Origin of the sequence: Fluviicola sp., from assembly GCF_030151805.1 — a bacterium.
Taxonomy (GTDB): Bacteria; Bacteroidota; Bacteroidia; order Flavobacteriales_D; family Crocinitomicaceae; genus Fluviicola.
Genome location: NZ_JASLCN010000013.1, coordinates 1 through 22914, shown reverse-complemented (window position 1 = coordinate 22914; position 22914 = coordinate 1). Strand labels below are relative to the sequence as shown.

Sequence of the window (22914 nt, the reverse complement as noted above, 5' to 3'; positions counted from 1 at the left end):
GAACAACGGTAACGGTGTCCCGGATAATTCCAGAAACAGCCTGAAAAACCGGAATTTCTTTGGTGATCGTATCGTGGATGACCTGAACGGAAGCAGCACCCGGAAGCGAAATGTTTACGGGGTTTCCAGCAAGACTTATTTTTAACTGCTGGTATTTTCCGGGCCAGACCGCAACAAAAACGAGGATCAGGCAGGCCGCACCGATCATTGCCTGGTACAAAGGAATGCTGCGCGGGAAAAACAGGTTTTTTTCCGACTTAAGAACCAGAGGAAGAGGCTCTTCGGTTTCATATTCCAACGCTGCAGTTGAAGCAATAATTTTGCGCTGAAAGGCATATTCTTCCATGCTGAGATGCTTCAGAACAAAACTCTTTTCTTTTGCAGAAAGTGCTTCAAAGGGTTTTGATTCAATGAGATCAAATAATCGTGCGTGCTGCTCTTCCATATCAAATCAATTTAAATAAGGTTGTTTCAAAACTTGGGTCGTAGGGCTTTAACTCTTCGGTAATTTTGCGGGTTGCATAAAACAGGCGCGATTTCACGGTTCCCAAAGAAGAATCCGTAATTTCCGCAATCTCGTTCAGCGAAAAATGCTCCAGGTACCGGAGAACGAAAACAGATTTGTGATGATGCTCCAGGTTATCAATGCTGATTTCCAATGCTTTTAGAAAAAGACTCTTTTCCAATTCGTTTTCACCTAAAACACCCCGTTCAATGACTTGTGTGTGTAAAGAAACCGTTTTCCCCTGATGGCGGTAAGCGGTCTTACACATATTGGATGCAATGGTAAAAATCCAGGAATAGAACTTCTTTTCAGGGTCAAACAAATGTTTTTTTTCGAGCAGTTTCAGAAAGATTTCCTGGACGAAATCCTGCGCCAGATCTGCATCCTTGTTCAGCATTTTGATAAAATATCCCAGCAATTTTTTGCTGTATCTCCGATGCAGTTCCATCAATGCCAATTCTGCCTGTTTGGCAGACAAAGAAGCGTGATGGCTCATCACCTGAACCATCAACTCCTCGTCGCTTTGTTGTTTTTGATTTAAACTGCTCACGTATTTTACGATTATAGCTTCTTTATTTCTGTTGAAGTAACCACTTGATTAATTCGGGATTATCCACAATGCTCCAGGAATGCGGATGCCGATTGTTATCCGGCTTTCTGAAACCCTTGTTTTGTGTGGTGATCAGAACAGCCTGCTGATTTCCCAATCTGTTCAGTTCGTTGATCATCGCCGAACAATCTGTAATGTTCATACTGGTAAGATCGGCATTTCTTTCCTTCATCCACCAGGCAATATCCGGTTCCGAATAAATCCGGAGCGGCATGTTGACCAGCTTTTTAACGGCGGTTTGCGATTCATCCGTAAAAGAATAAGGAGAAACTGCATAGTAATTCGCCAAAGCCGTTTCAGGAGTTCCGCCCATTATTTCCTGAATTCTCAAACCCATGTATACATTTTCCTGATTCTCCTTGCCGTCTGTGGTAAGTCTCAAATCGCGCAGAGCGGAATAATAGAACCGTTCGAAATCGAGTGGTGGATCAATCGCAAAAACCGCTTTCGGTTTGATCTTCGCATTTTCTGCAAATTTAATGGCTGTGCTTCCGCCGATAGAGAATCCGCCGATGAAAAAATTCAAAGAACTTATTTTCTGTTTCGCAACAACATCGTCTATGATTTTCTGCAGCGTTTGTTGACTCACAGAATCCACTCCGAAAGACAAAACCCCGTCCTGCAGCGAAGGAATAATTGTCAGAAGTCCGCTCTTCGCCGCTTCAAGCGGAAGATTTGTTTGCAACAACACGCGTTCGGCGTTTTCTCCGAAACCGGGAATCAGGAACAAACATCCTTTCCAGGGCAAAGCATCCGGATAAATGATGGTATAACAGCTCTTCGTCGGATCATTCTTGTCGAGAGAAACCGTTTCTGTTTTTTGAGAAAAAGCCATACTCAAGAACAAAAGAGTTACGATGCTTATCAGGATTTTCAACATGTGTGATTCATTTTTAATAAGATGTCCGGATTATTTTTTCTTACCGAGTAATTCATACACTTCATTTTGCTGCCCGGTTTGCTCCGCAATTTTTAAAAGCAAAACCTCGAGATCCTGTTTTTTGGAAGTTTCCTCGCTTTCTTTGTATTGCTGATACAACTTGATCATCGAAGGAAGATACATTCCGTTCAATTCCTGGCCCTTCAGATCAGAAATGTTGTAAGAAAAGATTTGTTTCAGATAATCCAGTAAGTAACGCTTTTCATAGTTTCTGCGAATGATACTTACATTGTCGAACTCGGATTCACTGTATTTGTAAGCCAAACCGGTCACATACAATTTGCTTCCGAATTCCTTTTCGAAAAAACTCATAGCAGTTGCAGAAACATAAACCGGTCTTTTTCCTTTGAAAAAGTGATTAAAAATCAGATTCGTATTGGCATCGTATTCTTCATTGCTTTGGGGCGTTTTTATTTCCAGGTTCGGATAACCCAATTCTTTGAACAACCGGTTTCGGTAATCGTCTATCATCATCAGGGAAGTATTTACGATCGTCACATCTTTCCGGAAATTTTTTACCGCCTGAATGATCCATCCGCTATAAGTATCGTTATCACCGCAAGTAAAAAGGATGGCGTTTTCGTCCAGTTCGGAAAGAATATTGTATCCCCAGTTGAGCATTCCGGTAGAAAATTCATTGGCTTTAAAAACCTCTTTGCAATAGCGTTCAAATTCGGGCTGATTAAATGTCAATAAGTGATGGATGACCATTTCATCGAAAAGACGCTCATCGTTCGGATTAATCTCTGCCGCCTTCAATAAATTATCCGCCGGACCTGCAAGTCCCTGTTCAATGTATGTGAGATAATAGGCTTCGAAACTTCCTGGGTAAGACTTTTTCACGTCGGCAACAATGGCATGGCACAGATCATCGTATTTCTGGCGCATTTCCGGATTTTGGTAGCTGTTGTGTCTCAGCGCCCTTGCAGCCATGTAGTAATTGGTCCAGGCAATTCCGTTTTTTTTGTCTTTATTGATTTCACCTTTCCATGCTTTGATCTGACCTTCATACCAACTATTATCGCGCTGCTCCTTCGCAATGCTGTAAACAGTTTCGGGTTTTTGTCCGTAGACTGCGAATGAACTCAGAAGAAGAAGGCTAAAAAGAATTTTTTTCATGTTTACAAGTTAAATAAATCCGTGCACGTGATTTTGGTTTCTAAAAGGATTACTCAACCAGAATGAAAAGGTTCAATGAAAAAGAATATTTCTTGTTTTTTCTTTCATAAGCCTTTCCGGAGTCACTTAAAAATACGGATAGACATCTGTCTATTAGCCCAGTGGCAGCAAGGGATTTCCGAATGTAAAAAACAAAAGCGGCTCCTTTCGAAGCCGCTCCGTTTGTGGTAATCGTAAATTAAAGTTGCGGAGAGAAAACAACGTTTTTAATGGCCGTCCTTTATAAAAGATTTTCTTCCGCTCTTTCCATCGGAAGTAATTTCAATCAGGTAGTACCCGCTTTTTAGAAAATCTACGGGAATAAGTGAACTTTCAAAAGATCCTTTCATCATTTCTTTTCCTTCCAGGTTCAAAATCCGGTATGCTCCCGAACTCAATCCATCCACGCGCAGGTATTGATCCGAAGGATTCGGATACAGCGAAAAGGAAAGGTTTCCGAACTCAGGAAGTTCCAGGAATTGCGCTTCACAATAGAAATCCTGGTTGTCATAAAAATTCTGAATGTAATCAGCGACCTGAAACAAACTGTCTACACTTGCCGTGATCATTCCATCATTGCTTCGTGCGAAAATAGCCGCATGATTGTAACACAAAATTTTTCCCGGTCCGAACGTTTCTGCTTCAAGACTTGCAATGCAAAAACGATCTCCGGAAGGATTGCTCATACCGGAGTATTCATTCCAGCCGGTATTCGGATCAATATCATTGTAAATGTATGTTGTTGCTTGATTGTTTCCGTCAAGAAGCAGACTTCCGTCAGGCAAAAGCCCCGATAAGGTATTGTGATTCGCCGCCGGGCTATTCAGACTTGCAAAGTTCGGAAAGGAGATGTTGGAGGCCAGCTTTCGGTCTAAATTAATGAACCCTGCTGCGGGAGGATTGATTCCATAACCCCGGTTTCCTGAGAAATTTTCATCATTCAGATCTCCGTTATAAATGTAAGCCAGGTTTCTTCCCGGTTCCGTCCCGATGTAATCATCGTGCGGATTTCCCAAATCGAAATCAATCAGATGCCCCAAATGGAAATCCTGTAAGGTAACCGTTCCCCTGTTGAAAACAGTCGTCTGCACAAAAACAGTATTGGTCAACAAATCATCTGTCGGAACATCGTACTGATAAAACATCATGTGGATTTCCATCCCTACGCGATCAATACCGGAAGGATGCGGATTTTTATTGTCGTTAATGATCGTGTAAACTGCTTTATCTCCGCGAATTAACGGATAATCACCATTTTGTGGTTCATAGATCTGGTCTCCGTCCTGATCGTGGAAAGGAGCAAGTAAATGGCTTTCTCCATTTCCCGAATTTCCGTTTGCAGGCCAGGAAGCAATTGTTCCCGGAACCACGTAACCGGGATCCATCCAGTGAGCAATGTGATGATCAATCTGCGATTTTAAAACCATCCAAAGTGAAGAAAAATACCTGGAGATATAAGATGAATCATTGTAACCCGCCTGATTTGATAAATAAGGTCCGGGAGAAAAATCGGAATCCATGCCCCGCGCAATAGCGCCTTTGATGTTTCCATTCGCATCTTTTCCGGTCACCATTGTAAATGCTGCGTAAATAGCACTGACAGTACTGTCTTTCGGAACCACATAGCCTCCGGCGCCGTTATTTGGATTCGGATTGTTAAAGAAAGTGCCGTTGTTGCCTACATAATACTTGACGTTTGAATTGGCAGTTGAATAAGTAATCGAACCCTGTGCAAGTGCCGCGCTCATGATACTCAGACTGAAAAACGAAGTAATAATTGTTTTCATAAATTGAGTTTTAAAGTGAATACCAGAATAAACGGAAAGGACTTTACTTTGGTGAGTAAAAAGAAAACTTCATTGATGGAACGAGCTGATTGGCCAACTAAGCGGAATAATCGGTTGATTGAACGAGTAGGGAAAAAGAAAAAGGTCGTGAATTTCACGACCTTTTTCTCTAGAACTGAGCTATCAATAAAACACTTAAATCGGATCTATGGAAAGCACTTTGATTACTGGTTTTAATGAATAACTTCCGTTTCCTTGAGTGACAATACTGTTTTGAGCATCAAAATCCAACAACACCTGGTAAGCCTGATTCGGAGCAAAATCCGATTTGAGATTGATCTTTAACCCGGATTGTTGCGCGGACGGCGTTGCCAAAGGATAATAAGTACTATCGACCATCACCGTATTTTCATCCCCGAGAATTAATCGCAGCTGATTCAATCTGCCTGCAGGAAATTCACCGGTATTTACCAACGTTGCCGAAACGTCATTTTGAAGCGTCAGCAAATCATAGATTCCGGCATTTGTAGGTAAAGCAACCCAACCATCGCCGCTTACATTTACCTGAACCTGAAGCACTTCTACATTCACCTGTTGGAAATCGCCGGGTGCATCAACCATCTTCACAGTCATACGACTTTTCCCTTCTTCCTTTTTGCACCCAGCAGAAACCCCCAACATCCCCACTGAAACCAACACCACAAAATATATCGTTTTCATAATCTTCATCTTTCGCAAATACCTTATAAAAGGTATGCCATAAATGAAAACACTTGATTTTAAAGGGATTTAAAAAGGAAGAAGGTTCTTTTTTTTTCGTTTTGAAAACAATTATTTCAATTTGAAAAAACCAAAATTTATTCAATTCCAAGAATGAGCTCAAATTCAAAGAAGCCTTCCTGGTATGCTTTGTAATTGGTATGCCAATAATTATTGAAAACATACAGAAACAATCGGGAAATATCACCGGATTCTTTTTTCCAGACCTTGGCTCCATTTACTTGCTGTTCATTAATAATTCCACCAACTTCAAACAAATTGAGCTGGGGTGAGTAAATTCGAAATGCCGGGCCGGTGGTTTTTACCAGGAGCTCTTTGTCGGTGCAAATAAATTCTCTGTTCGAACCGGGCAATTGGTCTTTTGAAAAGGAAATCAAATCAGTTGATGTGCCATATAAGAGTGCTGTAGTTTCACCGGAAAGAGGAAGTGCAATGTGCATGGATTCTTTGTCTTTCACCAATTCTTTGTTGACTTTGTATCTCACATGCAGCAAGCGTTTTTGCTTATCCAGTAAATAATCAATCTCTAATTTCACCGACTCGCCGAGAAGCACTTTTACCAATACTTCTTTCCTTGTGGTGTTATCAATAACAGTGCTGACGTCTACAGCATTTGGGGTTTGAATGGTTTGAGGTTTAATACCCAAACTATAGACAGGTTCAAAACAATTGAAACCATTTTCTTCCCGGAAAAGATTTTTCCCCAGAGAAATTAATTCGGAGATTCCTCCGGTTTTTGAATCTACTTTGAAATCATCTATTGGTAAAACTCCGGAAGTGAATGTTGTTTCGTTTGCTGCTCCGATGATTTTCTCCAAACGATCGTATTGTGTTCTCGCAGAATCAACAAAGCTCTTCTTGATTTTCCACTGCTCAGTCGTAAAGTAAGCTTCCGGATCAGAAATACTGCACCAGGCTCCCCAGGTATGTTCGTTAAACAAAAGAATGTTCCGGTGAAGGGCATAAAACAACCTTTTGTTTCTATCATAACTGCCATCTTTTCTTGCTTTTGTTTCCAAAGCAGCTGTTTTGAAAGAAAGCGTTCGGTTCAGGATTTCTTCGACCACCGTAGAGAAAGCCCCATCTTCCCAATAGGGAGAGATTTCCCCGGTTTCAACCGGGAGTGTTGACCCGTAGCGCTTTTCGAATTCGCTGAAAAGATTATTTACCGAACTTAGAACCAATTTTGGAGTGCTATAAGTTGCATTCCAATTGTCAATGAAGTTGCAAATATCCGTGTCTACCGGACCATTGTCTGCTTTTTTGGTATAGCGCAGCTGAACGATCTCATAAGGATATTTTTCGCGGTCTAATTCAATACAATAGTCAGAAATCTTTTGTTCCCAACGTTCCTGCTTTTGTTTGTCGCCGACATTGTGAAAGAAAGAATAACCCTTTCCTGCTGTCCAAACCAACACTTTTTTATCCGAATTTAAATCCGGTTTCCAGTAAAACGCTTTGTCTCCCTGTTCGTGAATTACGCCACCAACACGATCTCCGTGATCTGCAAAGGCTTCTACATAGTTTGGTCCAAGGGATAAATACGGAATATCGTTTTGAACGTAAGCATTTAACCCGGCTGCAGTAATTCCCGGGATATCCGTAATCATTGCACATTGAATATCAATGGAATTATTTTCTTCCAGGAGCCTGGAATATTCCAACATCCAATTCAGTTCTTCCGGTCGCGATAAACCGGTGAGAATATTGGCATAATTAGCCGAAAGAATAATATTTCCGCGTTTCACATAGGTAAAAAACTCTTGTTTCTCTGATTCGGATGCTTCTCCCAGGAAATTCTCAACTGCCCACAATGATTCGATGTGCCAGTAAGGTTGTTGAGTTGGTTTGGTATTTCTGATCCACTCCAGAGCCGTCCGGATATTTTTTGTTTGGATTTCTGCAACTTCGGTTTGTAAATGCGAGTAACCGATATCGTTGTGTGAATGATGAATGATGTGAAATTCGAAGGATTTCAAAGGTTCGATCTCCAACTTCACTTTTCTTCCGCCTTCCACACCACTCAGAGAACAATCAATCTCATCTGTTCCGTTGAAATCAACAGGATAAACGGGTAAACTAAGTTTGTTGTAGCCATGCGAAACGGAGAAAGTAGTATCAAACAGATTCGATTTTACGTGTAATATCGTGGATTGTGATAAGGGTTGATCAATGTATAAATTCAGCTGGCGTTTATTTTCTTTCCGTGTTACGAGTTGTGTTGATTCAACGTCAACCTTAAATGTCCGTTGATACATGAAAACCATGAGCCAGTCGCGGGAATTGGCGTTTGTTCCCAGAATGGAAAACACTGCTTGTTGTTTTACCGAAGAGGCGGGAACGGTGATATACAATTTTCCAAAACCGTCATTGTTTGCATCATATTCCATCCACACAAATTCTGCAGATCCCTTGCTGCTTTTACCCGTTGAATAGCTGTATTTTCCTTTTTGCTGAGGGTGTGTGGTCAGTGTACCAATTTCAAGATCGTTCAATGAAAGAATAAAATCCCTGCTTCCTGAACTGGTTCCTGTTGAATGCCCGATCAGCAATTCATACGTCACCATTTTTTGTTTCCCCTTGTAAGTTCCGGCATTCCATTTAACCGGCGAATTTCCATTGCAACGGGTCAGGAGTGCTGTTTTCGCAAAACGATCGTATGGAGAATAATATACAAGCTCTTCACCTGAAATTTTAAACTGATATCCGGAAATAGTATCTGTTTTTTGACCAAAGGAAAAGAATGCCAGAAACAGAAGAGGAAGCCAACGCATAGAGTAATTTTTCAGTAAAAATAAACAACACTGGATTTAATTGCTGAACAATCAACGCATGATTTCTCAGAATCCTAAGGATCGCGAATTTCGATGTAAGATAGACAATCTGTTCTTAAAGCCCCTCTTTTTCGGAATTTCAAATAGTAAATTCAGGGATTCCTGAAACCCGGAAATCGAAACAGATCTAATTTCCCTGCTGAATTTTTATTCGGATCAGGCTTAAGTGCCTTATCTTTGCAATAACTTTTTCAGGGGCTCCAATTGTATTGGTGCCCCTTAACGGTTTTGGCATAATATGGAACAGACACAATTTTTACAACTTTTCAAAAAACTCAAAGGGCTCGACGAAACGGCAAACTTGCTGCAACAGGCTGAAATTCGCATTCATTGGAAAGGACTCATCGGTTCTTCCAAATCTATTGCGGTTGCTTCGGTTTGTGAGCAGGTTCCGGGAAATCATTTATTCATCCTGGAAGACAAAGAATCAGCAGCATATTTTCTGAATGATCTGGAACAGTTATATCCGGAAAACAAACACATCTTATTTTATCCTGCATCTTACCGCACGCCATATCAGTTGGAGGAAACCGATAATGCGAATGTGGTGGCAAGGGCAGAAGTATTGGAAAAGATCAATACCGGAAAAAACACCTGGGTTGTAACGTATCCGCAAGCTTTGTTTGAACGCGTTCCGACACAGAAAAAATTGTCTGAAAACACCATGCGTGTAGAACGTGGAAAGACGTATTCCATTGACTTCTTTAATGAATTGTTGCTGGAATATGGTTTCGAACGGGTTGATTTTGTGTACGAACCGGGACAGTTTTCCATTCGCGGTGGAATTGTGGATATTTTCTCGTTTTCCAACGACCAGCCTTTCCGCGTAGAATTTTTTGGTGATGAGGTAGATTCCATCCGGACCTTTGATCCGGTTTCGCAATTATCGATCAATACGCATACTCATTTTTCGGTTGTTCCGAATGTTCAGCGCCAGTTGGTATTGGACGGAAACGGAACATTTCTGGAATTTATCGGAAAGCAAACGACGTTTTGGCTGGCATCCAATGATTTGGTAAAAGCTGCTTTGGAGAGGGATTACGAAAAAGCAGTGAAGGTTTACGATCAGTTACCGAAAAACACGATAAAACACAGCTTGCCGAGTGAATTGTACATGCATCCGTCCGATTGGAAGGAGCAGGTTCAAGTGCACTCCATCGTTGAATTCGGTCCGGAATATGCGTTCAAAGCAAGCGACACAATAACGTTTGAAACCCTGCATCAACCGACGTTCAATAAAGATTTTGATTTGCTGAAAGACGATTTGATCGCCCGAAAAACTGCCGGGGCAACGAACCTGATTTTCTCCAATCAACCGAAGCAAATCGAACGATTGTACCAGATTTTTGAAGATATCGGTGCAGAAGTAGAATTTGAACCGATGAATATCGCACTGCACGAAGGATTCATCATTCCAGATTTGAAGCTGGTTTGTTATACCGACCATCAGATTTTTGAACGATACCACCGTTTTAAATTGAAGGAAGGATTCCGTCAGGCGAAACAGGCATTAACCCTGAAAGAAATTTACAACCTGCAGAAAGGCGATTACGTGACGCACATTGATCATGGAGTTGGTCAGTTTTCCGGCTTGCAAACTATTGATGTAAACGGGAAACCGCAGGAAGCAATTCGTTTGGTATACAAAGACGGCGACGTGTTGTATGTCAGTATTCACTCCTTGCACCGCATTTCGAAATTCACCGGAAAAGACGGAGCTGCTCCAAAAATGAATAAACTCGGAACGCAGGCCTGGGCAACCTTGAAGCAGAAAACCAAGAAGCGCATCAAGGAACTGGCTTTCGATTTGATTCAATTATACGCAAAACGCAAAAGTCAACCAGGATTTGCGTTTTCTCCTGACACTTACTTGCAAAATGAGCTGGAAGCTTCCTTTATGTATGAAGATACTCCGGACCAGTTGAAAGCGACACAAGCCGTGAAAGAAGATATGGAAAAAGACACTCCGATGGACCGTTTGGTTTGTGGCGATGTTGGTTTCGGGAAAACGGAAATTGCCATGCGTGCGGCATTCAAAGCTGTTGCGGATAGCAAACAAGTAGCCGTTTTGGTTCCGACAACCATTTTGAGTCATCAGCATGCGCGAAGTTTCAAAGAACGTTTCAAGAATTTTCCCGCGAACGTAGATTACATCAATCGTTTTAAATCTGCCAGGGACATCACAGCGACTTTGAAAAAAGTAGAAAGCGGGGAGATTGATATTTTGGTAGGAACACACAAAATTGTAAGCGATAAAGTGAAGTTCAAAGATTTGGGTCTAATCATTATTGATGAAGAACAAAAATTTGGAGTGGCGGTGAAAGACAAATTGAAAACACTTAAAACGACCGTTGACACATTGACATTGACTGCAACTCCGATTCCGAGAACCTTGCAGTTTTCATTGATGGGAGCTCGTGATTTGAGTATTATCAATACACCGCCCCCAAATCGTCAGCCGGTTTTAACAGAAGTAATTACCTTCAATGAAGAAAATATCCGCGATGCGATTTCGTATGAAGTGAGCAGAGGTGGACAAGTTTATTTCGTGAATAACCGATTGGCGAACATCAAAGAAATCGCTGGAATGATTTCACGCTTATGTCCGGGAGTCCGCGTGGCAATTGGTCACGGACAAATGGATGGAAAGCAGTTGGAGAAAGTGATGATGGACTTCATTCAGGGCGAATACGACGTGTTGATTGCAACCACCATTATTGAATCCGGAATTGATATTTCGAATGCGAATACGATCATCATCAACGATGCTCACATGTTCGGTTTAAGTGATCTGCACCAGTTGCGCGGTCGTGTTGGCCGCTCCAACAAAAAAGGATTCTGCTACCTTATTTCTCAGCCAATCAGTTTGTTGACTTCCGAAGCACGCAAACGTTTGGAAGCTCTTGTTCAGTTCTCCGATTTAGGTTCAGGTTTCAACATCGCGATGAAAGATCTGGACATTCGCGGAGCCGGAAACCTCTTGGGTGGCGAGCAAAGCGGATTCATTTCCGAAATCGGTTTCGAAATGTATCAGAAAATCCTCAATGAAGCCATGGACGAATTGAAAGAAGAAGAGTTCAAGGATTTGTACGACGATCGAAATACGGAAACAATGGGTGCTCACTTCGTGAAAGATTGTGTGCTGGAAACGGATTTCGAGTTGCGTATCACGGAAGACTACATCAACAACGTTTCGGAGCGCTTGAGTATTTACCAGGATTTGGATAACCTGAACACGAAAGAAGAAATCGAAGCATACAAACAACAACTGATTGATCGTTTCGGCCCGCTTCCGCGCGTAGTGAAAGAACTCTTGCGCTCTTTCGAATTGCGTTGGCTGGCCCAGGAAATCGGATTTGAAAAACTCGTTATCAAACAAGGCTCGATGATCGGTTATTTCGTGGCAAATTCACAATCCAAGTATTACGATTCCCCAATGTTTACGCAAGTCTTACGTTATGTTCAAAGCAACCCGAAAGATTGCAAAATGAGTGAGAAGAATGATCGCCTGCGTTTGCTGTATAGTCATGTAATGAATATGGATCAGGCATTTGAGAGACTGGGTGAGATCGTGTCATAATTTAGTATAAGCAGCCGGTAATGGAAAAAAAATCATATCCAAATGAAGTAGAAAAATTGCTTAAGGCAATTGATCTGTCTATTGAAGCATATAAAAAATATCCTCCTAAGGATTGGACTCCAGATATAGTAAAGACGGTTACAGCTCATTTAGAAGACCATAAAAACAGGATATTGAATGCAGAAGAGAAGTTCAAGATATTAAAATCATTGAAATATGATATTGACGCGGTTTTCACTTTTTTTCAAGAAGGAGCCGGTGAAGCTGTTGCGTATTTTTGGAAGAGAATCGAAGAAGAAGGGTTAGATTATGAACGGGTAAATAAGCTGGAAAAAATTCTGAAAAGAGGAAAAATCAAGGGAATAGTCGAATATGATTATGTGATTGATATTATTTTGGTTGCTGAACAAAAACAATGGATAACTGTTGAAGAATTAAAAAAACTAAATCAAATGATTGGTGAATACGAATCAAAGAGAAAACGTAAATGAAATTCACCAGCAAAAAAGACCCTTTTTTCAGTATTTTGATTTTGGGCACAGTTGCTTTGCTGTTTGGACTCCCGGTTTTGGGAATCATTTTCGGTTGGTTTGATCAATCCGATTTTTGGATTGCAATTCCTTTTTCAGTGATCATTTTCTTGCTCCTTTGGATTTATTTCGGAACAAGTTACGAACTAACTGAAACGGAATTGATCTATCGGAGCGGGCCTTTGAGGGGAAGAATTGAAATCAGTCAGATTCATGAAATCAGGAAGGGAAAAACACTTTATGCGGGTTTGAAACCAGCTACATCGGGAAAGGGTTTGATTATCAAATATCGGAAATTCGATGAAATTTATATCAGCCCGAATACAAATGAATCATTCATTGAAAAGATTGTAACTCGCAACAAGAACATCGTTATCTCCGAATAAAAACAGACTAAAAGAAAAACCCCCGGTCATTGAGCGAAGTCGAAATGCCGGGGGTTTGTATTATAAAATCTCGCTCAAGGAAACATTGCTGTTGTAAAATGAGACGATTTCGTTTCTGCTGCCGTCGAAGTAAAACTTCAAAATGTAGTCCGCCAAATAATCACGGTACTGCTCACGACCAATCTTCGGAAGATAAATGTAGCCTCTTCCCATTGGCTTGTGTTTGATGAATTTCTTGCGTTCCAGGATTCGAACAATTGTAGAGACGGTGTTGTAAGCCGGTTTGGGGTTTGGATACAAATCAACAATTTCCTTCACTGTTGCTTTTTCTAGTTTCCAAAGCCTTAACATAACCTTCTCTTCCGCGGGTGTTAGTCTTTCCATGTTATATTATTTTGTGGTAATGTTGCGAATCTAACAAAAAAAGACAAATTCTCCAATTATTCTACTTATAATTTTAGTTTCAGTTTTAAGTCCTTAGATAAACCATCTTTATTCAGGTAAATATTGATCGTTTTCATGCGGAAATAATGCTCGGAAACATACAGATATCCTTGAGGTAAGTTATCTGTCCCCCAGGAGTTTTTAACCAGAAAGAAACGTGTTCCGTTTTGATCTTTAAACAATCCTACAATGTGCATTCCGTGGTCATCAGTCGTTAGTTTTCCGTCGTAACCATCCTGGCGTTTTTCTTGTGTAATGGTTTGTTCTTTTACCGGCTCAAGGAATGCATTGGATGTTTTAGCAGCACCTGCGTCGTTGAATGATTTATTGTCTTTTCCACGCGTTTGAATCGTTGATTCGTCTTCCGGGATAATTGCAATTCCCTGGCGGAAGTTGAATCCTTTTTCTGAAACATCAGCTCCCCAAGCTAAAGTGTATCCGTTTTTCAATGCATTTTCCGCAACCGAAACCAGGTCTTCCAACGGAACGTTGTAGCTGTCTCCCCAAGCCCAGTTATCCGGAATCGCGATCTCGCAAGGTTCGTAGAAAGGATCGTTGCTGAAAGAAGTAATGGATACGTAATCATTCATTTTCAATCCCAATGAATTGGCGTAAGTCATCGGAGTATATTTTTTTCCGTCAAATGTAAATTCAGTGATATCCGGACCCAAATAAGCGTCTAAAAGAGAAGAGAATGCTTTTTTCCATTCTTTTCCGATTCCGTGTCCTTTTTGAACTTCTGCCAAAACAGTTTGCATGAAACTGTTCAATACTGAAAACAATTCTTCGTGATTGTAAGTCGTTTTTCCGTTTGATAAACCGGTATACACACTTTTAGGAACAATTCCGTAGCGTTTGATCACGTAAGGAATATCGTGGAAAGCACCACCTTCACTGAAATTGATCTTTCCGTCCATGCGGATGAAACGGTCAGCTTTTGCTTCGTAAGCCTTGCGGACAATGTACATTTCAGATAATTCTGCCGGATTTTTGTGTCCCAAACGAATCAATTCGCTTTCAAAAAAAGAGAGAGAAGAAAAACTCCAGCAAGTACCTGTCATCCCCTGGTTTTCAACCGGAGTTGCGTCCAATTGTACCACTTTGGTGAATTGATATTTGCTATCAGGAGCATTCGTTACGGTTTGACTAATTGCAAATTGAGTACTCAGAGCCAGAACCCCGAATAAAATATGTTTTTTCATGTTTCTAGTTTATGGCCCTAAAAATAGGAATTTAACCGCAAACAGACTTGTTATTTAATGTATTAGTTGAAAGCGCCTTCCGGGAAGCGAACGAACCAAACCTTTGAATTCCAGGTTTAACAAATCGCAGGTAACTTCACTGATTGTGAGAGAAGACAAATAGCCGATGGTGTCGAGATTTAATTCGGGTTTGCTGCGGAGAACAGACATAATTTTTTCTTCCCGCTGATTTAGATCTACGAACAAAGTGCGTTGCCGGTCTTCTTTTGACTCATTTGTTTGCCAATTCATCAGTTCCACAAGATCCGATGAATGTCGAATAAGCATGGCCTGATTCTTTTGAATCAAATTCAAACATCCTTTTGAAAAAGGCCGTGTGATATCTCCCGGATAAGCAAAAACATCCCGGTTGTAATCTGCCGCCAGGTTTGCTGTAATGAGAGATCCGCCTTTTTCGCCGCTTTCAATCACAATGGTTGCATCACTTAGTCCGGCAACAATCCGGTTTCTCATCGGGAAATGTGCCGGCTCGGGTTTCTGACTAGGAATGAATTCACTGATAATTCCCCCGGTTTCCAGCATGCGTTCTGCAATTTTCCGGTGCTCACTCGGATACATTTTGGCCAAACCATGACCCAAAACTCCCCATGTAGGTAAATGAAACTTTAATGCTTCCTGATGTGCGCAAATGTCAATTCCATAAGCCATTCCACTTACCACCGTAACATCATGACCGGATAATCCTTCAATCAGTTCCTGTGTAAGCGCTTTTCCATAATCTGTTGCATGACGGGTCCCCACAACTGAAATCAATTTCGGAGGATTCCAGTCAATGTTTCCTTTGCTGTAAAGTAACAGCGGAGCATCGGCACATTGTTTTAACCTTCTCGGGTAATTCTTTTCCGTAAAGAAAACGGTTTTTGCACCGATTCGTTCCAATTCCTGAATGACCTTATCTGCTTGAATCAAAGCATTTAAGCGCAATTTTTGTGACACAAAATCTGCAGGAACTCCCGGAATTTTGGCAAGATTCAAACGTTTCTCCGCAAAAAAGGCTTCCAGATCATTGAAGTGCGAAACAATAATACGGGCTCTTCGACTTCCGATACCACTTAAAAAGGTAAGTGCAATTTGATGATGAATAGTTGTGAAATTCAATTTTTTGGTACTTTGGTCTCTTGAAGATATGAAAATTCTGCGTTATGAAACAACTACTACTCCTACTTTTTTTGCTCCCAAAAATGCTTTTTTCGCAAGAGATTGTCGGAACGGTTTTAAATGCTGAAACAAGGGAAACAATCCCGTTTGCTCAGGTAAGTATTGTTGGCGGAGTTCAGGTTTTGACGAATGAAAACGGAGAATTTTCCTTGAAAATCAATGGATTTCCTGCTACATGCATTATTTCGGCAGCGGATTATTATACAGATACAATACAAATCATTTCTACACGGATTGAAGTGGTTCAATTGAAACCATTACCGGTTCAAGAATTAGGTCCTGTAGTCATAGCGGCTTCGAGGAGAAAACAATCGGTGGAGGAATTAACCATTTCTTTGGACATCATTAAACCCGAACTAATTGCCAACAAAGGAATCACAGATTTGGAACAGGCAGTTGATCAGGTTCCGGGGGCTTATGCGATGGACGGACAGGTAAGTATTCGCGGAGGCAGTGGTTTTACGTATGGAGCAGGAAGCCGGGTGCTGGTTCTTTGGAATGAAATTCCACTGCTTTCGGCCGATGTTGGAGATGCAAAATGGAATGCGATTCCGATTGAAAATGTACAGCAAATCGAAGTGATCAAAGGAGCATCTTCTGTTTTGTACGGATCAGGAGCCTTAAACGGAATGATCTCTTTGATTGAAAAAGAACCAACTGAAAAAGCGGCCTTGAATGTGCAGGTCCAGGGCGGAGTATACGATAATCCGAAAAGAGCTTCTTTAAAATGGTGGTCTAAAAACCCACAGTTTTACCAGGGAGATTTGACCTTTTCAAAACAATTCGGGCGTTTCGGATTGACTTTGGGAGCTTATGGTTACACCAACGACGGTTATCGCCAGGGTGAAACGGAAGATCGCGGCCGATTTAACGGAACGATCAGCTACCGACCGAAGAATATCAAGAACTTCAAAGCGTCTTTGGGCTGGAACGCACAATTACAGAAAACGGGAAATTTCATCATCTGGCAAAGCGATAGTTTGGCGTATCAACCTTTTGGAGGTGCCGATACAAGTTTGCCGGGTTCGAGTCTGACATACAACCGCGGAATCAGAGTTTCCGTTGATCCGACGGTTAAGTACATTGATAAGTTCGGGAACAAACATCAGCTGAGAGGGCGATTGTATTTTATAGATAATAAGAACTTCACGAATCTGTCTCAAAGCTCGAAATCAGAAGTGTGGTACGGGGATTATCAGTTTCAGCGTTCCTGGAGTAATAATTCCTGGGTGTTGACGACCGGAGTAACTGCGATTGCAAACGAGGTCAGATCGTATTTGTTCGGGGATCACAACTCGCTCAACGGAGCGTTGTATTTGCAGGGAGAAAAGAACTGGAAGAAACTGAATATCGTTTTCGGAGTTCGCGGAGAGTATTTCCAGCAAGATGGAAGAAAGGGAGATTCGGATTATTACTTTGGGAAAGACTCTACCAAAAAAATCCCGATTCGTCCCATTATCCGATCCGGAATTCACTACGCGGTGGCGAAACACACACATTTGCGTGCATCCTTCGGGCAAGGAGTTCGTTATCCTTCAGTGGCGGAACGCTATACAACAACTTCGGTAGGAGGTTTAGTTATTTTCCCGAATCCGGGTTTGAAACCGGAAACCGGTTGGGCAGCTGAAATTGGGGTGAAACAAGGTGTTAAAATCGGGAAATGGAGAGGATTTGTGGATCTTGCCGGATTTATCAATCACTACGATAACATGATGGAATTTACCTTTGGAAACTATATCCCGGATTCAATTCCACTCAATTTCTTCAATCCGAATGCTCCCGGATACTATAAGAAATGGTTCGGATTCAGAGCTCAGAATGCGGAATCTGCGCAAATTGCCGGTGCAGAAATTTCCATTTCGGGAGAAGGGAAAATCGGTCCGGTTTCTGTTTTGGCCTTATTGGGTTATACGTATATGAATCCCATTTCAAAAAACCAGGATTCAGCTTATCGTGCAACATTCTCAGACACGTCATCCAATTTGCTGAAATACCGCTTCAAACATTTGGCGAAAGCAGACATTCAATTGGAATACAAGGGAATCAGTATCGGAGGATCCATGCGGATGAACAGTTACATGCAAAACATCGATGCCATTTTTGAAAACGGAATTTTAGGTCAGCAAATTCTTCCGGGTTTGAAAAGATACCGTCAAGAACACAACAGATTAACCATCGTTTTTGATGCGCGGATCGGGTATACTTACAGGGAAAAATACAAGATAGCGTTCATCGTGAACAACATTGCGAATGCCGAATACATGACACGTCCCGGAGATGTGCAGGCGCCGAGAAGCTTTATGTTGCAGCTGAGTTATAAGTTGTAGAAAGTTTAAATTCCTATCGGGGTCAAAAAGGTCAAGAGATATCCTGAACGAACATACCGTACGTTTTATTATCATGTACGGAAAATTGCAACACTCTTTTCGTAACGAATTCATTTCTTTGCTCTTAAAATCAGAGAAATGAAAGACCTATTGCTACTCTTAATCTGTGGAGGGATGATTTGCTCCTGCACCATTACAAAACGCCACTTCGGCTCAGGATATTATGTAGAGTGGAACCGGAAGGTCCGAACAGGAGCGGATTCGGATGAATCTTCGAAAATGAAGTTGACCGACACGTATGCTGCAAAAAGAAACAACATCGAATCAGACTCTTTAATCACGGACCAGGCTGAAAGTACTGCACAAGTTGCCATTGCTGCGGTTTCTGAACTTGAAACCAAACAAGTAATCGAAGATCAAAAAGTAGAGAAATCACCATTTCAATCCCAGGTGGATATTCGCATAAGCCGGGAAATTAAAACGAATGAATCCAAAGTAACGAGGGAAAAAGAGGATGAGGTAGAAGTTACAGAACGAAGAATGCACCCACTCATGTGGGGAATTTGGGGAATGTGGAGCATCGCCATTGCCTGCATGTTCTTCGTGACTTTTTATGCGGAAGCCTTGATAGGTGTTGGATTGGGATTTTTCATCGCAATGATTTTTGCCATCATCGTCATTCGTGGGATACGCAAGCACCCGGAAAAATACAGGTTTAAAAGATTGACTTATCCTTTTGCAATACTGGCTATTGTTTTCGGTGGAATTGCACTTGCAGGTCTGTTGCTTTTTCTTGCAGGAGGATATGGGATCAGTTATTAAGTCGATCCGAAAAACCGCACAATCACTTTCGCTTTCGCTTTCCCGACAATAGCGGCCAGACTTTCTTCGTTTTGTTCCTTCACGCGCTTCACGGATTTGAATGCTTTGATCAAATCCTGGACGGTTTTTTCACCGATTCCCGGAATTTGTTCCAACTCGTTGTTCAAAGCACTTTTACTTCTGCGGTTCCGGTGATGTGTAATTCCAAAACGGTGCGCTTCGTTTCTCAGATGCTGTATGACTTTCAGCGTTTCCGAACGTTTATCCAGGTAAAGAGGCAAACTATCTCCCGGGTAAAACAACTCTTCCAGACGTTTTGCGATACCGATAATGGCTATTTTCCCGCGAAGGTCTAATTTCTCCAAAGCTTCCAAAGCCGCTCCAAGTTGTCCTTTTCCACCGTCGATGATAATCAGTTGCGGAAGCGGCTGTTCTTCTTCCAGCAAACGCTTGTAACGGCGGTAAACGGCTTCACGCATCGTAGCAAAATCATCCGGGCCCTCAACGGTTTGTACGTTGAAATGGCGGTAATCTTTTTTGCTTGGTTTGGCATCTTTGAACACAACACAAGCCGAAACGGGGTTTGTTCCCTGGATATTGGAGTTATCAAAACACTCGATGTGAACCGGTAATTCTTTCAGGCGCAAATCCGTTTTCATGGTTTCCAGGATGCGGTTCGTATGTTTTTCGGGATCTTTTATTTTTTCCTGTTTGATCTTCTCCAAACGATAGAATTTGGCATTGCGCAGCGATAAATCAATCAATGCCTTTTTATCTCCACGTTGAGGAGCGAAGAAGCGAACACCTTCCATTTCCCAGTCAACATTGGATTCCACCAGTATTTCCTTTGCTTCGCTTTGAAAACGTTCCCGTAATTCAGGTAAAACAAACGTGATGATATCTCCCTGTTTTTCATCCAGTTTACGCTTTACTTCAACCGTAATTCCATGAATAATCGCTCCGTAGTTGATCACCAGGTAATTGACAAAAACCGTGTCATTGTCTTCTACCATGGTTACGACATCCACCTGGTGAATGGTCGGAGAAACAACCGTTGATTTGGCCTTGTATTTTTCAAGAATCTCAATCCGCGTTTTGATATCGTGCGCCTCTTCAAAACGAAAATCACCGGATGCCTGCAGCATCAATTGTTTCAGATTTTGAATCACGGAACTGATATTTCCTTTCAGAATTCCTTCAATCTGCTCAATCATTCCGTTGTATTCGGGCGCTTTTTGCTTTCCTTCACACGGGCCTTTGCATTTTCCGATGTGGTATTCCAGGCAAACTTTGTAGGAACCTTTTTCAATTTTGTTTGCCGATAGATCCAGGGCACAGGTTCTGAGTGGAAACAAGTCGCGGATCAGATCCAGCAAGGTATGCATGACTCTTCCACTTGGATATGGGCCATAATAGCGTGAGCCGTCTTTCACCAAAATCCGGGTAGAAAAAACCCGCGGAAACGGTTCTTTTTTAACACAAATCCAGGGATAGGTTTTATCGTCTTTAAGCTGAATGTTGTATTTGGGAAGATACTTCTTGATGAGGTTGTTTTCCAGCAAAAGTGCATCCATCTCGGTATCCACGACAATGTATTGGATATCGGCAATTTTCTTTACGAGAATATACGTTTTTGCATGCTCGTGATTCTTATTGAAGTAAGAAGAAACCCTTTTTTTCAGGTTTTTTGCCTTTCCTACGTAAAGAATCGTCCCGTTTTTATCGAAATACTGATACACTCCCGGCTTTTCAGGCAGGGTTTTCAGTTTTAATCCGATATCCATTTTTTTGTCCTCCACTATGTAAAGTTAAACAAGAAGTACGAAAATCATCGTTTCTGAGTGAAGAGAAATAATTGCTTAAAGACTAAAGTTTTGGGAATTAATCTATTTTTGTATAAACGTCAATAAGATGAGAAGAGTTATTGTTTTTTCCACATTGTTAATTGCTTCGGCAAGTGTTTTGGTGAATTGTAACGGGTCCAAGAAATTAGGTTCCGGAATTAACCTTTTTCCTGTTGAACAGGACAAGCAATTAGGCGCTCAGGTAGCTGCAGAGATTGATGGAAACCCGAAAGAATATCCTTTGCTGGATTCCGCATCGAACAAAGAAATTTATCAATATCTCTACAAGATCAGAAATACGATCTTGAATTCGGGTCAGGTAAAACACAAGGACAATTTTGCATGGAGATTGCGAATCATTCATGACGATAGTACTTTGAATGCGTTTTGTACGCCGGGTGGATATATTTATGTGTATACCGGAATTCTGAAATATTTGGACAATGAAGCTCAGCTGGCGGGAGTTTTGGGTCACGAGATCGCTCATGCGGATTTCAGACATTCGACGCGCCAGATGACACAGATGTATGGTGTGGAGGCATTGCTTGCAATCGTTGCCGGGAATCGCCAGCAGTTATCGCAGATTACAGCGGGGCTGATCGGATTGAAATTCTCCCGTAATCATGAAACAGAAGCCGATAAAGGTTCGGTAACTTATTTATGTCCGACGGTTTACCAGGCAGATGGAGGAGCAGGGTTTTTCGAAAAGATCAATGCTTCGGGAGGTTCACGCACACCGGAATTTTTGAGTACACATCCGAATCCGGAAAACAGAATTGAAGCATTTAGAAATTATAAAATAGAATTGGCTTGTCAGGGAGTGAACGATTTCACCACTGAATATAAAAGGATGATAGCCAAATTACCTAAATAACGTATGCAATTATTTTTAGAAGACGGGAGTTATGTGTTAACCAATGAAGGAATCGATTGTTCGATCCCATTGGAAGGAAATGAACAAAATGTTCGTGCCTGGTATGTCGCACCGCCAAGTATCGAACCGGTTCGTGAGAACGGATGGGTTGGTGCTGTTGCTGAAGGCGGAAGCGTAAATTTCCGTTCCATTCAGTTTAACCCGCATGGGCATGGAACGCATACGGAATGTCTCGGACACATTACTCCGGAAGTTCATTCGGTGAATGGTGTGTTGGACAAATTACTTTACAAAACGATTTTAATTACCGTTCAACCGGAAATCCGGATTCAGGCTGACGGATCGGTCGACAGAGTGATTACAGCGGCAAGTTTTACAAACCGCCTGGACGAGCAAAAAGCGGAAGCGCTCATGATCCGGACTCTTCCGAACGATTCGGGGAAAATGCATTTGAATTATTCGGATACAAATCCGGCATATTGCGACGTGGATGTATTGGCTGTTTTGGATAACCTGGAGGTGAGCCATTTGTTGGTAGATACGCCGTCTGTTGATCGCGAAAAGGACGATGGAGTTCTGGCTTTTCATCATGGATTCTGGGGTGTTCCTGAAAAACCGCGGTTTGACAGAACAATTACAGAAATGGTTTATATTTCAGATGAAATTGAAGACGGGGAATACATGTTGAATTTACAAACGGCCCCTTTTGTAAATGATGCAACACCAAGCAGACCCGTTTTGTTTCCGTTACATCGAAATGCAGAGGATTAAAAAAGATTATATTTGCTAATAAATTAGAAAGTGGCCTTATTTTTGGGGTTCAGAATTTGACAAATTATAGAAACATGAAACGAATTTTTGCTTTTGCAGTTTTAGCTTTTCTTGTAGCAAGTTGTGCTCAGAAAATTCCTTACACAGACCAGGTAAAACAGGATTTTGATTTATCTCCGGAAAATATGACGAAGGTTCAGTTTTATACCTCTTCCAATATTATCCTGGAAAAAAGCCAATCTTCCGGAAATCAGGGAACGGGAACTTCGGGTGAGTTGGTGGTTAGTTCTTCCAAAACACAG

General features: G+C 41.5%; 19 protein-coding genes. 8 read left to right on the top strand and 11 right to left on the bottom strand.

Annotation, left to right across the window (positions count from 1 at the left end):
* The 7 genes from Q1V93_RS00500 to Q1V93_RS00470 all read right to left on the bottom strand — a co-directional run.
* The coding region (locus tag Q1V93_RS00500; protein WP_300659954.1) for a hypothetical protein at positions 1 to 445 on the bottom strand (445 nt) is incomplete at its 3' end.
* 1 nt (position 446) lies between these two features.
* A complete protein-coding gene (locus tag Q1V93_RS00495; RefSeq protein ID WP_300659951.1) occupies positions 447 to 1055 on the bottom strand; it encodes a sigma-70 family RNA polymerase sigma factor in 609 nt (202 codons plus the stop codon).
* Between the two features lie 22 nt (positions 1056 to 1077).
* Positions 1078 to 1995 carry an alpha/beta hydrolase gene (locus Q1V93_RS00490; protein WP_300659948.1) on the bottom strand — a complete coding sequence of 306 codons (918 nt, stop codon included), beginning with the start codon at positions 1993 to 1995 and terminating at the stop codon, positions 1078 to 1080.
* 30 nt (positions 1996 to 2025) lie between these two features.
* The gene (locus tag Q1V93_RS00485) at positions 2026 to 3174 is read right to left on the bottom strand and encodes a hypothetical protein (protein ID WP_300659946.1); all 1149 of its coding nucleotides are present in this window, start codon (positions 3172 to 3174) and stop codon (positions 2026 to 2028) included.
* Between the two features lie 266 nt (positions 3175 to 3440).
* The gene (locus Q1V93_RS00480; protein ID WP_300659943.1) at positions 3441 to 5000 is read right to left on the bottom strand and encodes a T9SS type A sorting domain-containing protein; all 1560 of its coding nucleotides are present in this window, start codon (positions 4998 to 5000) and stop codon (positions 3441 to 3443) included.
* Between the two features lie 195 nt (positions 5001 to 5195).
* Entirely contained in the window at positions 5196 to 5720 is a 525-nt protein-coding gene (locus Q1V93_RS00475; protein ID WP_300659940.1) for a DUF4382 domain-containing protein, read from the bottom strand.
* Positions 5721 to 5857: 137 nt separating this feature from the next.
* Positions 5858 to 8554, bottom strand: coding sequence for a hypothetical protein (locus Q1V93_RS00470; protein ID WP_300659937.1), 2697 nt, complete (start codon positions 8552 to 8554; stop codon positions 5858 to 5860).
* Between the two features lie 298 nt (positions 8555 to 8852).
* Here Q1V93_RS00470 and mfd point away from each other — a divergent pair, with 298 nt between their 5' ends.
* Genes mfd through Q1V93_RS00455 form a run of 3 tightly spaced genes read left to right on the top strand, consistent with a single transcriptional unit; the run spans position 8853 to position 13110 of the window.
* A complete protein-coding gene (mfd, locus tag Q1V93_RS00465) occupies positions 8853 to 12194 on the top strand; it encodes a transcription-repair coupling factor (RefSeq protein WP_300659934.1) in 3342 nt (1113 codons plus the stop codon).
* A gap of 20 nt (positions 12195 to 12214) precedes the next feature.
* A complete protein-coding gene (locus Q1V93_RS00460) occupies positions 12215 to 12685 on the top strand; it encodes a hypothetical protein (RefSeq protein WP_300659931.1) in 471 nt (156 codons plus the stop codon).
* Positions 12682 to 13110, top strand: a complete 429-nt coding sequence (locus Q1V93_RS00455) for a PH domain-containing protein (protein ID WP_300659928.1) — start codon at positions 12682 to 12684, stop codon at positions 13108 to 13110. The genes Q1V93_RS00460 and Q1V93_RS00455 overlap by 4 nt, the downstream gene beginning before the upstream one ends.
* 60 nt (positions 13111 to 13170) lie before the next feature.
* Here the strand turns inward: Q1V93_RS00455 and Q1V93_RS00450 are convergent, their stop codons facing one another.
* From Q1V93_RS00450 to dprA, 3 genes are all read right to left on the bottom strand, one after another.
* Complete coding sequence (locus tag Q1V93_RS00450; protein ID WP_124747364.1) at positions 13171 to 13494, bottom strand: BlaI/MecI/CopY family transcriptional regulator; 324 nt, start codon at positions 13492 to 13494, stop codon at positions 13171 to 13173.
* 65 nt (positions 13495 to 13559) lie between these two features.
* Positions 13560 to 14756 (bottom strand): C1 family peptidase, encoded by a 1197-nt coding sequence (locus Q1V93_RS00445; RefSeq protein ID WP_300659920.1) that lies wholly within the window; start codon positions 14754 to 14756, stop codon positions 13560 to 13562.
* 54 nt (positions 14757 to 14810) lie between these two features.
* A complete protein-coding gene (gene dprA / locus Q1V93_RS00440; RefSeq protein ID WP_300659917.1) occupies positions 14811 to 15914 on the bottom strand; it encodes a DNA-processing protein DprA in 1104 nt (367 codons plus the stop codon).
* 44 nt (positions 15915 to 15958) lie between these two features.
* Here dprA and Q1V93_RS00435 point away from each other — a divergent pair, with 44 nt between their 5' ends.
* Together Q1V93_RS00435 and Q1V93_RS00430 are read left to right on the top strand one after the other, a co-directional pair.
* Positions 15959 to 18301, top strand: coding sequence for a TonB-dependent receptor (locus Q1V93_RS00435; protein ID WP_300659914.1), 2343 nt, complete (start codon positions 15959 to 15961; stop codon positions 18299 to 18301).
* A 138-nt stretch (positions 18302 to 18439) separates the two neighbouring features.
* A complete protein-coding gene (locus tag Q1V93_RS00430) occupies positions 18440 to 19123 on the top strand; it encodes a hypothetical protein (RefSeq protein WP_300659911.1) in 684 nt (227 codons plus the stop codon).
* On the opposite strand, the gene uvrC is transcribed toward Q1V93_RS00430, so the two are convergent.
* Positions 19120 to 20907: an excinuclease ABC subunit UvrC gene (uvrC, locus tag Q1V93_RS00425; RefSeq protein ID WP_300659908.1), complete on the bottom strand. Its 1788-nt coding sequence runs from the start codon at positions 20905 to 20907 to the stop codon at positions 19120 to 19122. The two genes, Q1V93_RS00430 and uvrC, sit on opposite strands and share 4 nt — an antisense overlap.
* A 127-nt stretch (positions 20908 to 21034) precedes the next feature.
* Here uvrC and Q1V93_RS00420 point away from each other — a divergent pair, with 127 nt between their 5' ends.
* The 3 genes from Q1V93_RS00420 to Q1V93_RS00410 form a co-directional block, all read left to right on the top strand.
* On the top strand, positions 21035 to 21841 hold the full coding sequence (locus Q1V93_RS00420) for a M48 family metalloprotease (RefSeq protein ID WP_300659905.1): 807 nt from the start codon (positions 21035 to 21037) through the stop codon (positions 21839 to 21841).
* 3 nt (positions 21842 to 21844) lie between these two features.
* Positions 21845 to 22612, top strand: a complete 768-nt coding sequence (locus Q1V93_RS00415) for a cyclase family protein (RefSeq protein WP_300659902.1) — start codon at positions 21845 to 21847, stop codon at positions 22610 to 22612.
* 74 nt (positions 22613 to 22686) lie between these two features.
* A partial coding sequence (locus Q1V93_RS00410) for a hypothetical protein (protein WP_300659899.1) occupies positions 22687 to 22914 on the top strand: 228 nt, incomplete at its 3' end.

Excerpts from the sequence above, each read along its gene's own strand:
- Q1V93_RS00490 (WP_300659948.1), bottom strand. The coding sequence starts at position 1,995 with ATGTTGAAAATCCTGATAAGCATCGTAACTCTTTTGTTCTTGAGTATG.
- Q1V93_RS00485 (WP_300659946.1), bottom strand. The coding sequence starts at position 3,174 with ATGAAAAAAATTCTTTTTAGCCTTCTTCTTCTGAGTTCATTCGCAGTC.
- Q1V93_RS00480 (WP_300659943.1), bottom strand. The coding sequence starts at position 5,000 with ATGAAAACAATTATTACTTCGTTTTTCAGTCTGAGTATCATGAGCGCG.
- Q1V93_RS00475 (WP_300659940.1), bottom strand. The coding sequence starts at position 5,720 with ATGAAAACGATATATTTTGTGGTGTTGGTTTCAGTGGGGATGTTGGGG.
- Q1V93_RS00470 (WP_300659937.1), bottom strand. The coding sequence starts at position 8,554 with ATGCGTTGGCTTCCTCTTCTGTTTCTGGCATTCTTTTCCTTTGGTCAA.
- mfd (WP_300659934.1), top strand. The coding sequence starts at position 8,853 with ATGGAACAGACACAATTTTTACAACTTTTCAAAAAACTCAAAGGGCTC.
- Q1V93_RS00460 (WP_300659931.1), top strand. The coding sequence starts at position 12,215 with ATGGAAAAAAAATCATATCCAAATGAAGTAGAAAAATTGCTTAAGGCA.
- Q1V93_RS00455 (WP_300659928.1), top strand. The coding sequence starts at position 12,682 with ATGAAATTCACCAGCAAAAAAGACCCTTTTTTCAGTATTTTGATTTTG.
- Q1V93_RS00450 (WP_124747364.1), bottom strand. The coding sequence starts at position 13,494 with ATGGAAAGACTAACACCCGCGGAAGAGAAGGTTATGTTAAGGCTTTGG.
- Q1V93_RS00445 (WP_300659920.1), bottom strand. The coding sequence starts at position 14,756 with ATGAAAAAACATATTTTATTCGGGGTTCTGGCTCTGAGTACTCAATTT.
- Q1V93_RS00435 (WP_300659914.1), top strand. The coding sequence starts at position 15,959 with ATGAAACAACTACTACTCCTACTTTTTTTGCTCCCAAAAATGCTTTTT.
- Q1V93_RS00430 (WP_300659911.1), top strand. The coding sequence starts at position 18,440 with ATGAAAGACCTATTGCTACTCTTAATCTGTGGAGGGATGATTTGCTCC.
- uvrC (WP_300659908.1), bottom strand. The coding sequence starts at position 20,907 with ATGGATATCGGATTAAAACTGAAAACCCTGCCTGAAAAGCCGGGAGTG.
- Q1V93_RS00420 (WP_300659905.1), top strand. The coding sequence starts at position 21,035 with ATGAGAAGAGTTATTGTTTTTTCCACATTGTTAATTGCTTCGGCAAGT.
- Q1V93_RS00415 (WP_300659902.1), top strand. The coding sequence starts at position 21,845 with ATGCAATTATTTTTAGAAGACGGGAGTTATGTGTTAACCAATGAAGGA.